Source organism: Photorhabdus thracensis (assembly GCF_001010285.1).
In the GTDB taxonomy this organism is placed as follows: domain Bacteria; phylum Pseudomonadota; class Gammaproteobacteria; order Enterobacterales; family Enterobacteriaceae; genus Photorhabdus; species Photorhabdus temperata.
On the sequence record NZ_CP011104.1, the window covers coordinates 871,846 to 886,468 of the forward strand.

Annotated in this window: 15 protein-coding genes and 1 pseudogene; 10 read left to right on the forward strand and 6 right to left on the reverse strand. The window is 47.1% G+C overall.

Annotated features, from left to right (window positions below):
* Window positions 1-136: 136 nt before the first annotated feature.
* On the reverse strand, window positions 137-1,294 hold the full coding sequence (gene ampC / locus VY86_RS03595) for a class C beta-lactamase (protein ID WP_046973955.1): 1,158 nt from the start codon (window positions 1,292-1,294) through the stop codon (window positions 137-139).
* A 398-nt stretch (window positions 1,295-1,692) separates the two neighbouring features.
* Here ampC and agaR point away from each other — a divergent pair, with 398 nt between their 5' ends.
* The 10 genes from agaR to VY86_RS03645 all read left to right on the forward strand — a co-directional run bounded on the left by agaR (window position 1,693) and on the right by VY86_RS03645 (window position 11,191).
* Window positions 1,693-2,466 (forward strand): transcriptional repressor AgaR, encoded by a 774-nt coding sequence (gene agaR / locus VY86_RS03600; RefSeq protein WP_021323157.1) that lies wholly within the window; start codon window positions 1,693-1,695, stop codon window positions 2,464-2,466.
* 65 nt (window positions 2,467-2,531) lie between these two features.
* Window positions 2,532-3,827, forward strand: coding sequence for a D-tagatose-bisphosphate aldolase, class II, non-catalytic subunit (locus VY86_RS03605; RefSeq protein WP_046973956.1), 1,296 nt, complete (start codon window positions 2,532-2,534; stop codon window positions 3,825-3,827).
* A complete protein-coding gene (locus tag VY86_RS03610; protein ID WP_046973957.1) occupies window positions 3,824-5,005 on the forward strand; it encodes an AgaS family sugar isomerase in 1,182 nt (393 codons plus the stop codon). The genes VY86_RS03605 and VY86_RS03610 overlap by 4 nt, the downstream gene beginning before the upstream one ends.
* Window positions 5,006-5,007: 2 nt before the next feature.
* A complete protein-coding gene (gene agaV, locus VY86_RS03615) occupies window positions 5,008-5,490 on the forward strand; it encodes a PTS N-acetylgalactosamine transporter subunit IIB (RefSeq protein ID WP_023044130.1) in 483 nt (160 codons plus the stop codon).
* 11 nt (window positions 5,491-5,501) lie between these two features.
* Window positions 5,502-6,287 (forward strand): PTS N-acetylgalactosamine transporter subunit IIC, encoded by a 786-nt coding sequence (gene agaW / locus VY86_RS03620; RefSeq protein ID WP_023044129.1) that lies wholly within the window; start codon window positions 5,502-5,504, stop codon window positions 6,285-6,287.
* The gene (locus tag VY86_RS03625) at window positions 6,277-7,170 is read left to right on the forward strand and encodes a PTS system mannose/fructose/sorbose family transporter subunit IID (RefSeq protein WP_021323155.1); all 894 of its coding nucleotides are present in this window, start codon (window positions 6,277-6,279) and stop codon (window positions 7,168-7,170) included. Before agaW ends, VY86_RS03625 begins: the two co-directional genes overlap by 11 nt.
* Before the next feature lie 21 nt (window positions 7,171-7,191).
* Window positions 7,192-7,626 carry a PTS galactosamine/N-acetylgalactosamine transporter subunit IIA gene (gene agaF, locus VY86_RS03630; protein ID WP_046973958.1) on the forward strand — a complete coding sequence of 145 codons (435 nt, stop codon included), beginning with the start codon at window positions 7,192-7,194 and terminating at the stop codon, window positions 7,624-7,626.
* A gap of 9 nt (window positions 7,627-7,635) precedes the next feature.
* Entirely contained in the window at window positions 7,636-8,496 is an 861-nt protein-coding gene (locus tag VY86_RS03635; RefSeq protein ID WP_046973959.1) for a tagatose bisphosphate family class II aldolase, read from the forward strand.
* Between the two features lie 39 nt (window positions 8,497-8,535).
* Window positions 8,536-10,440 (forward strand): enterotoxin, encoded by a 1,905-nt coding sequence (locus VY86_RS03640; protein ID WP_082111169.1) that lies wholly within the window; start codon window positions 8,536-8,538, stop codon window positions 10,438-10,440.
* A 211-nt stretch (window positions 10,441-10,651) separates the two neighbouring features.
* The gene (locus VY86_RS03645; protein ID WP_071880968.1) at window positions 10,652-11,191 is read left to right on the forward strand and encodes a cysteine hydrolase family protein; all 540 of its coding nucleotides are present in this window, start codon (window positions 10,652-10,654) and stop codon (window positions 11,189-11,191) included.
* Window positions 11,192-11,282: 91 nt separating this feature from the next.
* Here VY86_RS03645 and speD read toward each other — a convergent pair whose 3' ends face one another.
* From speD to VY86_RS03670, 5 genes and pseudogenes are all read right to left on the reverse strand, one after another.
* Window positions 11,283-12,077, reverse strand: coding sequence for an adenosylmethionine decarboxylase (speD, locus tag VY86_RS03650; RefSeq protein ID WP_046973960.1), 795 nt, complete (start codon window positions 12,075-12,077; stop codon window positions 11,283-11,285).
* Between the two features lie 28 nt (window positions 12,078-12,105).
* Window positions 12,106-12,969 carry a polyamine aminopropyltransferase gene (speE, locus tag VY86_RS03655; RefSeq protein WP_046973961.1) on the reverse strand — a complete coding sequence of 288 codons (864 nt, stop codon included), beginning with the start codon at window positions 12,967-12,969 and terminating at the stop codon, window positions 12,106-12,108.
* A gap of 111 nt (window positions 12,970-13,080) precedes the next feature.
* The gene (locus VY86_RS03660) at window positions 13,081-13,428 is read right to left on the reverse strand and encodes a YacC family pilotin-like protein (RefSeq protein ID WP_046973962.1); all 348 of its coding nucleotides are present in this window, start codon (window positions 13,426-13,428) and stop codon (window positions 13,081-13,083) included.
* A gap of 255 nt (window positions 13,429-13,683) precedes the next feature.
* The gene (locus VY86_RS22960; protein ID WP_228939538.1) at window positions 13,684-14,031 is read right to left on the reverse strand and encodes an RNA-guided endonuclease InsQ/TnpB family protein; all 348 of its coding nucleotides are present in this window, start codon (window positions 14,029-14,031) and stop codon (window positions 13,684-13,686) included.
* Window positions 14,032-14,345: 314 nt separating this feature from the next.
* A pseudogene (locus VY86_RS03670) lies at window positions 14,346-14,567 on the reverse strand (transposase); the annotation flags it as partial.
* Window positions 14,568-14,623: the final 56 nt, after the last annotated feature.

Genomic DNA, 14,623 nt, shown 5'->3' on the forward strand with positions numbered 1-14,623 from the left:
TTGGTCATGGGATTAAGGTCACCGTATGGAGGCAGTGACCGCTGGTCTTGCTTAATGACTGGATATGTCATGGACAACGCCTCCTGTGGGAGGCGTTGTTGCTGCGAATAGATACTGTATCTAACGCAACTGCGCGTTATTTCAGCGCATTGAGGATTTGCCAGGCTGCTTTGATGCGCGCCTCGTTGGGGTAGTTTTTGTTGGCTAGCAGCACAATGCCCATTTGCTCTTGCGGCACAAACGCGACATACGCGCCGAAGCCATTGGTTGCGCCGGTTTTATTGATAAAAAGCGCCTCTGTTGGCGGCTCCGGCGGCGATAGTTCCGTGGTTTTGTTGGCTTGATAAGCGATCTGCGCCGAGTTGCCGCTCAGTACCTGCTCAAGGGTAACGGGCCAGTGATAAAGCTCCCAGCCCAGTCCTTGCGTCATTTCCCCCACCCGGTAATAGCCGGTATGGGTTGCCCGAATGGCCTGTGCCAGCTTGCTATCACCTATGCGGGAAGGATCGATATTCGCATCAACGAAGCTGATCATATCCTGCGCACTGGCTTTCAGGCCGTAGGCTTCCTCATCCAGTACGCCGGGGTTTACGCGAATCGGTTTATTTTCTTTTGAATAACCCCAGGCATAATTTTTCATATCCTGCGCGGGCACGTTAAACCGGGCATGATGCAGACCAAGCGGTGAAAGAATCTGGTTTGCCACCAGTATTGAGTAAGGTTTTCCAATACGTTGGGCAGCGATATAGCCCGCCAGGCCAATGCTGGGATTGGAGTATTGGCGGTAGGTTCCGGGCGCATACTTCGGCTGCCAGTGCTGATACCAGTTCACCATTTTGCTATTGCTGTCGATCTCGTCAGGGAACTGTAACGGCAGGCCGCCCGCGGTGTAGGTGGCAATATTCAGCAGGCTTATGTTGTCAAAAGCGCTGCCTGCAAGTGGTTGAAAATGCTGGCTGGCCTTATCGGAGAGGGAAATGGCTCCCGTCACTTGCGCCCAAGAAATCAGGCTGGCGGTAAAGGTTTTGCTGACTGAGCCTAATTCAAAGATCGTCTCTTTGGTGACCGGCGTGTTGTTCTCTTTTGACGCGTCACCGTATTGATAGAAGAAATGCTGACCGCGGAAAGTTACCGCAATCGCCATTCCTGGAATGTCATATTCCTGCATCAGGGAGTGTATGGTCTTATCAACAGTATTTGTCAGATGGGACTGATCGGGTGTATTCGAAGCCTGAGCGCCGAGAGAAGCGGCGAGCAGCAGCCCGCCAGTCAGCACCGAAAATCGTTTTGTCATGTGGGGTGTCCTTTTATTACAGTAAGAGCGTTCAATTCTGGATTTTATCAGTCTTTTCACACCCAATCACAAAATTTGTGATCTCTATCACCTAACAAAATAAAACTTTGCGGTTGTTGATTGAAAACCAAGAGCTTTCGTTTCTTTATATCAATTTCTACTAAAAAAGCGGATGAAAGCTTATTTTGGGGTAAGCATAAGTAACGATAGAACTTAGTATTCTCTTTCGTTTCGTTTTCAATCGAAACCTTTTTAACCTAATTTTGCCTATATAATAGACTGCAACACCGATCACAATTTCATTTCATTGCTTTTGTTGTAATTTAACCGAAAGAGAGGGAAAGCAATTCATCACAGGCGACGTGAACTTGTTGCTGAAATCTGAGGAGCATAACGGAATGGCAATGGACACTGTGAAAAGACGTGAACAGATTATTGACCTGCTGTGCCATGAGGGCAGTGTACGTGTTGAGCATTTGAGTTCCCGTTTTGGGGTTTCCAGCGTCACTATCCGTAATGACCTGCGTTATCTGGAGCAAAAAGGTTGTGCGCTGCGTTCTTATGGCGGCGCCATGTTGAATCAACAATTCGCCTTTGATCGCCCCCTGCAAGATAAAGGCCGGCTGAATCGTGATGTGAAATCACGTATTGCGGCCAGGGCGGCACAGTTTGTTAAGGATGGTGATGCCCTGATCCTTGATTCCGGCTCCACGACTACGCAAATCGTGCCATATCTTAAGGAGCGGCGTGATTTGGTGGTAATGACTAACGCGTTGAATATCGCCTATGAACTGGCGGGATTTGATCAGATGGAAGTGATGGTGCTTGGCGGGAGTGTGCGTCAGAACTCCTACTCGCTTTATGGTCCGGCGGCGGAACAGCAATTGCGTCAGTATCGCTTTAATACTCTGTTTCTTGGTGTCGATGGGTTTGATTTGGAAGCAGGGATTACCACGCCCCATCCCGGCGAAGCTCACCTTAATCGCGTAATGTGTGAGGTGGCGCATGAAATTATCGCTGTGGCGGATGCCAGTAAATTTGGGCGCAGAAGCTTTTGTATGATCCGTCAGGCTGGACAGATTCATCGGCTGATTACTGACAGCCGGATCCCCGATAACTACAGGCGGGCATTAACTGAACTCGGCGTAGATGTGGTTATTGCCGACGAATAACTCTTACAGAGATTAGAACCTGCCTAAGAGTTGATAAACGGGTTCTTGCCCGCATGGGAGACACCATGCAGTCACTATTACAACTTATTCGTCGCCATAAATCAGGTGAAGCGGTGGGGATCTATTCGGTCTGTTCCGCCCATCCTTGGGTATTGGAAAGTGCTTTGCGCGTCGCTAAAGAGCGTAAGACGCCGATACTGATTGAAGCAACGTCTAATCAGGTTAATCAGTTTGGTGGTTATACCGGTATGCAGCCCGCTCAGTTCCGTGATGCAGTTTGGCGACAGGCTGATCTTATCGGCTTGCCGCGTGATCGTGTTTGGTTGGGCGGTGATCATCTTGGGCCGAACGCCTGGCAGGATCGCTCCGCAGCAGAGGCGATGAAATTGGCTGAAACGTTGATACACGATTATGTGGCCGCAGGATTTCGTAAGATCCACCTCGATTGCTCTATGTCTTGCGCCGATGATCCAACACCGCTTGGTGATAATGAGATTGCGGTACGTGCGGCTCGTTTGTGCCAAGTGGCAGAACGTTGCTGGCAGCAGGTGGGGGGAGAACCACCGGTTTATGTGATTGGTACCGAAGTGCCGGTACCGGGCGGCGCTAAAGAAGCGTTGGAAGGGATGCAGGTCACGACACCTCAGGCAGCAGCCACAACGTTGAATGTACATCAACAAGCCTGGCAATTGGCCAGGCTGGAACAGGTATGGCCGCGGGTGATTGCGCTGGTGGTGCAGCCGGGGGTGGAGTTCGATCACCATGATGTCGAACATTATCAATCGGAACGTGCGGCGGCATTGAGTCAATATATCGAATCTCAGCCTTACTTGGTCTATGAAGCGCATTCTACTGATTATCAAACTGCACTGGCTTACCGTGAATTGGTTCGTGATCATTTCGCTATTCTGAAAGTCGGTCCTGCTTTGACTTTTGCTCTGCGTGAGGCGCTTTTCGCACTCGATAAAATTGATGGTGAATGGAATGGGGATCAGACAGCAGCGAATCTGTGCGCCACACTGGAACAGGTCATGCTTGAACAGCCAGAATACTGGAACCGCTATTACCATGGTACACCGCATCAGCAGTTTATTGATCGTCAATACAGTTTGAGCGATCGCGTGCGTTATTACTGGCCGCATCCGCAGGTACAACAGGCCGTGAGTACTTTGATGGATAATCTGCGCCGTCATCCGGTTTCTCTTTCACTATTGAGTCAGTACCTGCCAGAACAGGCGCAGGCAGTTAACGCGGGAAGGTTGGAAAATGACCCGCATGCCTGGGTGTTGGATAAGATTCGTTCTGTGCTCTTGAGCTATGCTCAGGCTTGTGAGTCTGAGGTACAAGGAGCTTTCGTATGAATGAGCTGTTTTTCTATACCGAAGCCTGGCTGCGTGAGCATCACGCGTTGCATACTGCCAGAGAGATTCACCAACAGCCTGCGCTTTGGCGTCAGTTATATCAAAACCTGCAACGTGAGGAAGCGTTGTGGCGACCCTTTTTGCTGCCTTTGTTGTCTGACCCGGAGTTACAGATAGTGCTGTGTGGCGCAGGTTCATCCGCGTTTGTCGGGCGAGCGCTGGCCCCCTGGTTGCGTGAGCAGTGTGGGCTGAATGTGGTTGCGTACAGTACCACGGATATTGTGCCTTCTCCTTTGCAATACCTCGATCCAACACGTTCAACGTTGCTGATTTCTTATGGGCGATCCGGCAATAGCCCAGAGAGCGTGGCAGCGGTAAAACTGGCAGATCAGATACTGCCACGCTGTTATCACCTGATGTTGACCTGCAATCCTGATGGTGCACTGGCACGTTATGCTGAAGGACGCGCTCATGTCTGCTCATTGAATATGCCGCAGGGTTCTCATGACCAGAGTTTTGCCATGACTTCCAGTTTCAGTTGTATGACGCTGGCGACAGCGTTGCTGTTAGGGCCGTTAACACTGGAGCAGAGTGGTGTGCCACTGATGGCGATGGCTGCGTTGTGCGAGCGCGAGTGGAGACAGTGGCAGGTACAGACTAAGCGACTGGCTCGCAGCGGCTTTAAGCGCATGATGTGTTTGGGTTCCAGCTGTTTTACTGGTGTCGCCGAAGAAGGGGCGCTCAAGATGCTGGAGCTGACTGCTGGGTATATTGCCACCCGTTACGATTCGTCGATGGGAGTGCGTCATGGGCCGAAGTTTATGATCGAACGCGATACGCTGGTGGTCATGATGCTTTCTGCTGATAAATATCGTCGTCGTTATGATCTCGATTTGTGGCATGAGTTGAATCATGACGGTCTGGCGCGTCAGGTTGTTGCTCTGAGTGGCACGCCGGGGGAAGGATTTACAGCCATTAACAGTGAACAAGATGATATCTGGCTGCTTTTTCCCTATCTGATGTTTTTGCAGATGTTAGCGTTTGAAACCTCTCTAGCGTTGGGGATAGCGCCGGACAATCCATGCCCAACAGGGGAGGTCAACCGTGTGGTGAAGGGGGTGGAAATTTATCCTTATCTCTCATCTTACTCACAAAGAACAGCATGTAAGCAGGAGTGATTATGTCGATACCGAATATTTTAATGACCCGAATTGATAACCGGTTAGTGCATGGTCAGGTAGGTGTGACCTGGACCAATTCACTGGGGGCCAATTTGGTATTGGTAGCTAACGATCAAGTTGCCGGTGATTTGATGCAGCAAAACCTGATGGATATGGTGGTTTCCGATGGGATTCAGACCCGTTATTTCACTCTGCAAAAAACCATTGATGTGATCCATAAAGCGGCTGAACGTCAGAAAATTTTTATCGTCTGTAAAACACCGCAAGATGTACTGACGCTGGTAAAGGGTGGAGTGCCGATCCGATTTGTTAACGTGGGCAATATGCATTTTGCTGAAGGGAAGCGCCAGATCCATAAGACTGTTTCGGTTGATGATAGTGACGTAGAGGTGTTTCGTGAACTAGAGCAACTGGGTGTTACCTGCGAGATACGGCGGGTACCGGATGAAGCGGGAGAGCTTATCGATAAACTGTTGTTCTAAAGAGGTGAGTTATGCTGATTGATGCGATATTGATTGGATTACTGGCCGGGTTGGCGGGAGTGGATCTGTTTGATGGATTGACCCATTTTCACCGCCCTGTGGTGATTGGCCCGCTGGTCGGGTTGATTCTAGGGGATGTACAGACGGGGTTGCTGGTGGGGGGGACACTGGAGCTGGTCTGGATGGGAATGGTGCCGCTGGCTGGCGCTCAACCGCCAAATGTGGTGATTGGCGGTGTGATTGGCACCGCATTTGCTATTTTGACTCAGGCCGATCCTAAGGTGGCGATTGGTATAGCGGTGCCATTTTCCATTGCGGTACAAGGCTGTATTACGCTGCTGTTTACCCTGTTCTCACCCATGATGCATAAATGCGATCAGATGGTGAAAAAGCTGAATTGGCGCGGTGTGGAACGTGTGAACTATCTGGGTATCACCATTCTGTTTTGCTTCTACTTTATTGTGGCGTTCTTGCCAGTCTATTTTGGCGCCGATGCTGCCAGCGTCATGGTGCAGAAAGCGCCGCAGTGGTTGTTGGATGGGTTGGCCGTTGCCGGCGGAATGATGCCTGCCATCGGTTTTTCCATGCTGATGAAAATCATGATGAAAAAGACCTATATAGCCTATTTCATTCTGGGCTTTATTTCGGTCACGTTCCTTAATATGCCGATTATCGCTGTAGCACTTGGCGCATTGGCGATCGCATTAATCGATTTCTTTAACCGTTCCCGTATAGAAGATGCGGCTGAACGCGGCGCACCTACCACCCAGTCTCAGGAGATGGAAGATGGCATTTAACGACACCGATGCTGCTATGGCAGCTAAAGCTGAGAAAAGGATGGCGCAGGCACTGGCAACCAGTCAGGTTGAGCAGGATGATTATCAGGACAGTACGCCGGGTGAAGAGCTGACTAACCGCGATCTGAATCGTATGGCGTGGCGCTCCCTGTTGTTACAGGCATCATTTAACTATGAACGTATGCAGGCGGGAGGCTGGTTGTACACCTTGATCCCTGGGCTGCGTAAGATCCATAAGGATCCGCAAGATCTGGCGAATTCTATGAAGATGCACATGGAATTTATCAATGTGCATCCGTTTGATGTCACCTTCCTGTCTGGGTTGGTGCTGGCAATGGAACGGAATAAAGAGAAAATTTCGACTATTCGTGCTGTGAAAGTCGCGTTGATGGGGCCGCTGGGCGGGATTGGCGATGCGTTGTTTTGGCTGACGCTGTTACCCATTTGCGCTGGGATTGGGGCATCTCTGGCGCTACAGGGCAGCCTGTTTGGCCCCCTCGTATTCCTGTTACTGTTCAATATCGTACATTTTGGCTTGCGTTTTGGTCTGGCGCATTATGGTTATCGTACCGGAACCAGTGCGCTGGTATTGCTAAAAAAACATACCAAAAAGATCTCCCATGCAGCATCAATCGTGGGAATGACGGTGATAGGAGCATTGGTGGCTTCCTATGTTCATCTTTCGACACCGGTGGTGGTCAACGCCGGTAAAGCCAGTGTGGCGTTGCAAAAGGATGTGCTGGATAAACTGATGCCTAATTTATTGCCGTTATGTTTCACCCTGCTGGTGTTTTGGCTGATGAAAAAAGGATTTTCGCCGGTCAAGTTGATCGGCTTGACGGTGGTGATCGGCATTGTGGGTAAATTTGTTGGTTTTCTTTAATAAGCGCACTGAGGAGATGGCATGTTAGGTATTGTAATCACCGGTCATGGGCATTTTGCCAGTGGTTTGTTGCAGGCGGTCGAGCAGGTCGTAGGGCAGCAGCCCCAATGTTGTGCTGTCGATTTTCCTGAAGGGATCAGTACTGAAAAATTGTTGCTATTGCTGGAGGTGGCTTGCTCCGCCTGTGATAGCGGCGATGGTGTGATTATTCTCAGTGATTTGCTGGGGGGATCACCGTTTCGGCAGGCGGCGCAATTGGCGATAGCCAATCCACGTTATGAAGTTATCACCGGGACTAATATGCAGTTGGTGGTAGAAATGATGCTGGACCGTGAAGGTATGACGCTGGAAACATTTCGTGATACGGCGCTGGAGTGTGGGCGGCGGGGATTAACCAGCCTGTGGCACGAACAGCAGAAACGAGGGTATGACAGCCCGAATCTGGATGGCATTTGAGGAGCTTATATGTATCTGATCTCCAGTCGTCAAATGTTGAAAAAGGCCCTGCGTGAAGGCTATGCGGTTCCTGCTTTCAACGTCCATAATCTGGAAACTGTCCAGGTGGTAGCGGAAACCGCTGCCCGCTTGGCATCACCGGTTATTTTGGCAGGTACGCCGAGTACTTTCAGTTATGCGGGGACTGACTACCTAGTTTCAATCTGTCAGGATGCTGCTCGTCGCCACAATCTGCCGCTGGCGTTGCATCTCGATCATCATGAGGAACTGGAGGATATCAGTCATAAAGTGACCGCAGGTGTGCGCTCGGTAATGATTGATGGCTCGCATTTACCCTTTGAAGAGAATATTCGTAAGGTGGCTGAGGTGGTACGATTTTGCCATCGTTACGATGTTAGCGTTGAGGCGGAATTGGGGCGGCTAGGCGGGCAGGAAGATGATTTGCAGGTCTCCAGTGCCGATAGTTTTTTTACCGATCCGCTGGCAGCAAAAGCCTTTGTTGCCCGTACCGGTATTGATTCTCTGGCGGTAGCGATTGGTTCTGCGCATGGTTTGTATCATGGTGAACCGCATTTGGATTTTGATCGGCTAGCGGCAATCTGTGAACAGGTGGATATTCCGTTGGTGCTACATGGTGCATCGGGTATTCCTGAAGTGATGATACAGCAGGCGATTGGTCTTGGTGTATGCAAAGTCAATGTGGCGACCGATCTGAAAATTGCTTTTGCTGATGCGGTAAAGCGTTATTTCATTCAGCACCCAGATGCGAATGATCCACGTAAATATATCGCGCCGGGAAAACAGGCTATGCAGGCAGTAGTAGAAGAAAAAATCCGGATTTGTGGCAGTGCAGGTAAGCTGTATTCGTGAAGGTTCTGTTTTTTCATCCTGACTATTAAGGAAACTGCTGTGAAAATAAGAACGTTAAATAAAATCACGTTAAGTTTATTAGCGAGTTCCATGTTGTATAACACCCCAGTCTGGGCAGATAGCTGGCTGTTGGACGGTAATAATTACCATGCAACAGTTAGCGACGAACACGGTAAAGTGACGCAATTAAAATTTGAAAATCCAACAAACCACGATCAAATCATCATTGATAATCTGTTTGAAATCACGTTGAAATCGGGAGAAAAGCTCACGGCTAAAGATTTTCAGATTACTGACATTAGCAAAAAGCGCAATCGTATTGTTGTCTCCCTGAAACATGGCGACATTCAGGTAAAAAATATCATTACTGTGGAGGATAAAGATAAGTACGGCTCGTTTGAAATCACTATTACACCGCAGGAAAACCCGTTGGAACTCAGCTCTGTCTCGTTGATGCCATTTCGCACTAAAACCCCTTTTGTTCATGGCTCTATCGTCAGTTCACCGATTGTCAGCGATAGCTTCTTTATTGTTCCCGGAAATCCATTGATTACCACTGAGGCTTATAAAGGGAGCGCTTCGCAAAAAATTGCGCTCTCTATCCCGTTAGAGCCGGGGAAAACGTTAAGTTATAAGACGTATATTGGTGTTTATCAGGAAGGGCAATTGCGGCGCAACGTCAATGAGTTTTTGAACAATGCGCGTCCGCGTAAATATAGTCCTTACCTACATTACAACTCTTGGTACGATATTGGTTTCTTCACGCCTTATACCGAACAAGAGGCGTTGACCCGTATCAAGCAGTTCGGGCAGGAGCTGGTGACTAAGCGCAGTGTGAAGTTGGGTGGTTATCTGTTTGATGATGGTTGGGATAACCTCAAAGGAGATTGGGGTTTTAGTCAGGCATTTCCCCATGAATTCAAAAATCTTAAACAGGAAGCAGATCAATATCGTGCTCGTTTAGGTATTTGGCTTTCTCCTTGGGGCGGTTATGGTAAACCGGGTGAGCAGCGTGTTTCTCATGCGGAGGAGTTTGGTTATGAAGTGATAGATGGCAGATTTGCGCTCTCAGGCCCTAATTACTACGCTAATTTCCATAACCGGGTACTCAACCTGATTCAACAACAAAATGTATCCATGTTTAAGCTGGATGGCACCGGCAATGCTGATCGTGTGATTAAGGGGAGTTCATTCACCAGTGATTTTGATGCCGCTATCCATCTGATTGAAGATATGCGCAGTACAGGCAATGATCTGTTTATCAACTTGACCACAGGCACCAAAGCCACGCCTTCTTGGCTATTTTTCGCCGATTCTATTTGGCGTGGCGGCTATGATGTGGAGTTTCACGGTACAGGTTCCAAAGTGCAGCAGTGGCTTACCTATCGTGATGCAGAAACTTATCGTAATGTCGTCAGAAAGGGGCCGCTGTTCCCACTGAATTCGTTGATGCTGCATGGCATTGTTTATGCTAAACAGGCTAAGCATCTGGATAAACAGTCACCTAAAGATTTTGCCGATCAGGTTTGGAGCTATTTTGGCAGCGGCACTCAGTTACAGGAGATGTATGTTACGCCTGAACTGTTGACCACAGAGGATTGGGATACGCTGGCAAACGCGGCGAAATGGTCAGAGAAAAATAAAGATGTACTGTTTGATACCCATTGGATTGGTAAAGATCCCACCGATCTAGCGGTGTATGGTTGGGGAGCCTGGAGTCCGAAAAAGTCGATTATTACTTTGCGCAATCCTGCTGATGAAGTGAAACAATATTATTTGGATCTGCAAAGTGATCTTGAGTTACCGGATAATCAACCTTCGGTATATGACGTTAATATCGATTATGGCGAGAACAACTCGCTGCCGAAGTTTATCAATAAAACGGCGTTGATTACCCTTCAACCGTTAGAAACACTGACCTTTTCTTTGACCCCATCGAAATAATCACCGTGTTATTAAACTGCCTTGGATAAACTATTTATTCAGGGCAGTTATTATTTAGGAAACTATTGTAACGGTATTTTTTTATTGTTGTATTTAGGCGAATTTCAGAGGATCAGATCACACTAATTGAAAAACATGATTTCATTATCTCTAAAATGCTTATATTTAAATATAATTGTTTTTGTACGAATAAACTGAAAAGGCAAAACTAATGAAAGCGTTGATCGTAATTGACATGCTGAACGATTTTGTCACAGGAGCACTCGCCAATGAGTCGGATGCGATGAAGATCGTACCGGTAATTAAACGGCTAATTGATCATGCCCGGCGTCAACCGGATTGGCTGGTGGTTTATGCTAATGACGCTCATCGAGTTGATGATCGAGAAATGAGCATCTGGGGCAGACATGCAATGGCCGGAACGCCAGGTGCTAATGTTATTGAAGCATTGGCTCCTGTTGGCGCAGATCGTGAAATTGTTTTGCCTAAGCGATTTTATGGGGCTTTTGATGGAACCGATCTGGAAGAGGTTTTTAAAGCATATGGTGTGACGGAAGTGGTGTTAACCGGCCAACATACCCATTGTTGTGTCAGACATACCGCTTATGGCGCGTTTATACGCGGTTATCGAATCAAAGTCTTGTCAGATGCTGTGTGTATTTTTCCCGGTGTCGATCAGGAAGATGCTCTTAATTATCTTAAAACCATTTACGGTGCTGAAATTACAATGAGTACTGCATTAGTCATGTAAATTGGGATAATTTGTTAATACAGTTAGAAATTGATCTGGCAGATACCTGTAAATATAGGTATCTGCCAGCTAAATAATAAGTTAGTGAAAGTTAAACAGTGGGTAAATTACGGCCGTAATAAATTTCTTGTATCTCTTTTTTTAAGAAATGGGTAATTTCCAGTTTTTCAGTTTCACTTAATTGCTCTGGTGTGGCATTAAATAAGTAATCATTCAGGTCAAATCTTTTCAACATCATTTTTGTATGAAATAGATTTTCCTGATAAATATTAACATCCATCATGTAATATTGCGATTGCACTTCTTCAGTCATATAATTCTGAATAGAATTGATCTCATGATCAATATAGTGCTTCACGCCATTCACATCTCTGGTGAAACCACGGACGCGGTAATCCATCGTGACAATATCCGATTCCAATTCGTGGATCAGATAGTTCAGCGCTTTGAGAGGTGAAATAACACCGCAGGTTGATACTTCAATATCAGCTCTGAAAGTGCATATGCCGCCGCCCGGATGACTCTCTGGGTAAGTGTGGACACAGATATGACTTTTATCCAAATGAGTAACGACAGAATCGGGTAATGGACCGGGATTTTCAGTGTTGTCTACATCCTTTGGGTCCATCGGCTCTTCACTGACGAGAATAGTGACACTTGCTCCTTGTGGCTCATAGTCCTGGCGGGCAATATTCAGAATATTTGCACCAATGATCGAACAGGTTTCGCTGAGAATTTCCGTTAAACGATTAGCGTTATATTGTTCGTCAATATAGGCGATATAACTATCCCTATCGGCTTGGCTTTTTGCATAGCAGATATCATAAATACAAAAACTCAGGCTTTTTGTCAGGTTATTAAAGCCGTGCAATTTCAGCTTGTGCAATTTATTTCACCTCCTGGCTAATGGGTGATTATGGGTTCTCGGATAGGGCATCCAGCAGATATTGCGGTAGAGCAAAACTACCTGCGTGAATGGCTGGGTTGTAGTAGCGGCAGGTAAAGCCTGCGGCATTAAAACGCTGTTGCAGTGTTGCTAGATCCACATGACGTAATGCTCGGTTCTGACTTGCCCATGCAAAGGTCATTATTCCGCCGTAATAGGTTGGAATAGCAGCCTGATAGAAACTGCTGTCGGCAAAATAGCTGCTCAATTTTTTATGGCTGGTTACCGCTTCATCCTGTTGTAGGAAACAGACGCCATTCTGGGCAACAAAAATGCCACCTTCATTCAGACAACGTCGGCAACCTTGATAGAATTCGGATGTGAATAATCCTTCACCAGGTCCGATCGGATCAGTGCAGTCAGAGATAATGACATCGAATTTCTGATCGGTTGTGCTAACGAAATTAACACCATCGACAATGACCAGGTTGAAGCGCGGATCATCATAAGCACCGGCATTATGATTAGGCAGATATTGGCGGCAGAATTCAACTACGCCAGCATCAATTTCAACCATAGTAACGCTTTCAAGGTATTGATGACGACAGACTTCGCGCAGCATACCGCCATCACCACCGCCGATAATCAGCACGCGTTTGGCGTTCCCGTGGGCGAACAGAGGAACATGAGCCATCATTTCGTGGTAGATAAATTCATCACGTTCAGTCGTTTGTACTGTGCCATCCAGCGCCATGATGCGGCCTAACTCCGCATTTTCAAAGATAATCAAATCCTGATGCTCAGTTTTATCGTGATAAAGCACGTTATCGACCGAAAAATACTGACCAAAATTGGCGTGCAGGGTTTCGTACCAAGTTTCTTTTTGTGACATGCTGCGGCTTTCCTCCACTGTGATGGCCGTGAAAATTGGGCTCACATAATAGCCAACAATTTTCACAGTTGCACGGTGAAATTTACCTCTTAAGGAGTATGAGGATAAGGACTATTTAACGTAGGCAAATAAGCTTAATGAATCTCTGGCGAGGGCATGGCACTTTATCGCATTGGAGAGGTAAATACCTTTCAGATCCTGGTAGCTTTCTTCATTGAGTCTGTCCATCAATTGGCTGTTATAATTGGTCAAATCCCACTTATTACGTTGAGCGAAATAGATAATGGCCCGCTTAATTTCCCGATCAGGGATTTGGCTGTAACCACAGTCATATTTCAGATAGATAAACACCGCTGTCAGATCTGCCAGATCTTCAGCTTCATTTTCTGTCAGCGCTTTTGCGGGGTAGGAAAAACCGAAAAGAACTAATAGGTAAGTCAATAAGGCTAATTTTCGCATTTGTATTATTATAATGAATTCATGTCAGGTTACGTTAACATATTAATATCTTTGTCCGGTAAAATTTATTTTTTTAATCACATTTTCATCGCTTGACCTTCCTGTAGGGGTAACCTTTACGTTGCTGTTATGTATTATTTTTCGCCGGTTTAATCAGAAGGTTAATAGGCAACGACGTGATTTTAGTGACTTGCTCCCACCACTCAGTCACCAGTGACTCGAGTGGGGGCTTCTTATGACCCCTATTAGCAACAGCTAATAGCTTTCGTTGCAATTACCTGCGCTGACAGGCGTTATTGCAAGGGAACTCTTTACATAACCGCTATGCCCTAGCGTATCAGCTAATCCTTGATGGCAAATATTGATGGCGGCGTTGATGTCTCTGTCATGGTTTTGTCCACACATTGGACAGGCCCAATTTCTCACTGATAAGGGCATTTTTTCCATTTTGTGACCACAGCCGCTACATAATTTAGAACTGGCAAAAAATCTCTCTACGCGGATAACGTTTTTACCGTTCCATTCACTTTTGTATTGCAATATTCGCAAAAAATTACCCCACGACACATCATTGATATGCCGGGATAATTTTCGCTGGGCCACTCGCAAACGGGGTATTCCTGAATTGAGAAACCGGGGATTATTTTCTTTATACCCGTCGATAAGATGAAGGCATGTGACAGACCCAAATCAATTCCCACGCTTCTGTCTGTACTGATGGTGTCGGGGGTGGGATTTTCTTTCGCATCATCAAATAGTACGCTGGCGTAATATTTTCCTGAGGCAGTGGTTGGAAAGACATTGTTCATGTGGAAGGTAAGGAGAGTGAAGTGTTGGTTCAGTTCAATCATACGGCGGGAGCTAAACATCCATTAGTGCGGGCGGGGATATCAGGCGAAAAGCCCAAAGGGCTTTCAGGCTACCCTCAAATGCACATGAGCACGCTCGCCGTCCCTCTCAACAATTTCACATTCCAGCTTTGCCACCGCCGAACTGAATGCATCACGTAACGGGTTTATCATCCGTCCATCAAAGCGCTTTCGACGGGACTGTGTCGTGAATATCAAATGCACAACCCATTTGCTGACGCGATGCCTTTTGCGGAGAAATCCCGCGGGGGATTCAGGGTGAATATTCAATTGATTTCTTCCTGTCACAGGCTAAAATCAATGCACTCTATCCATGAGCATTGAAT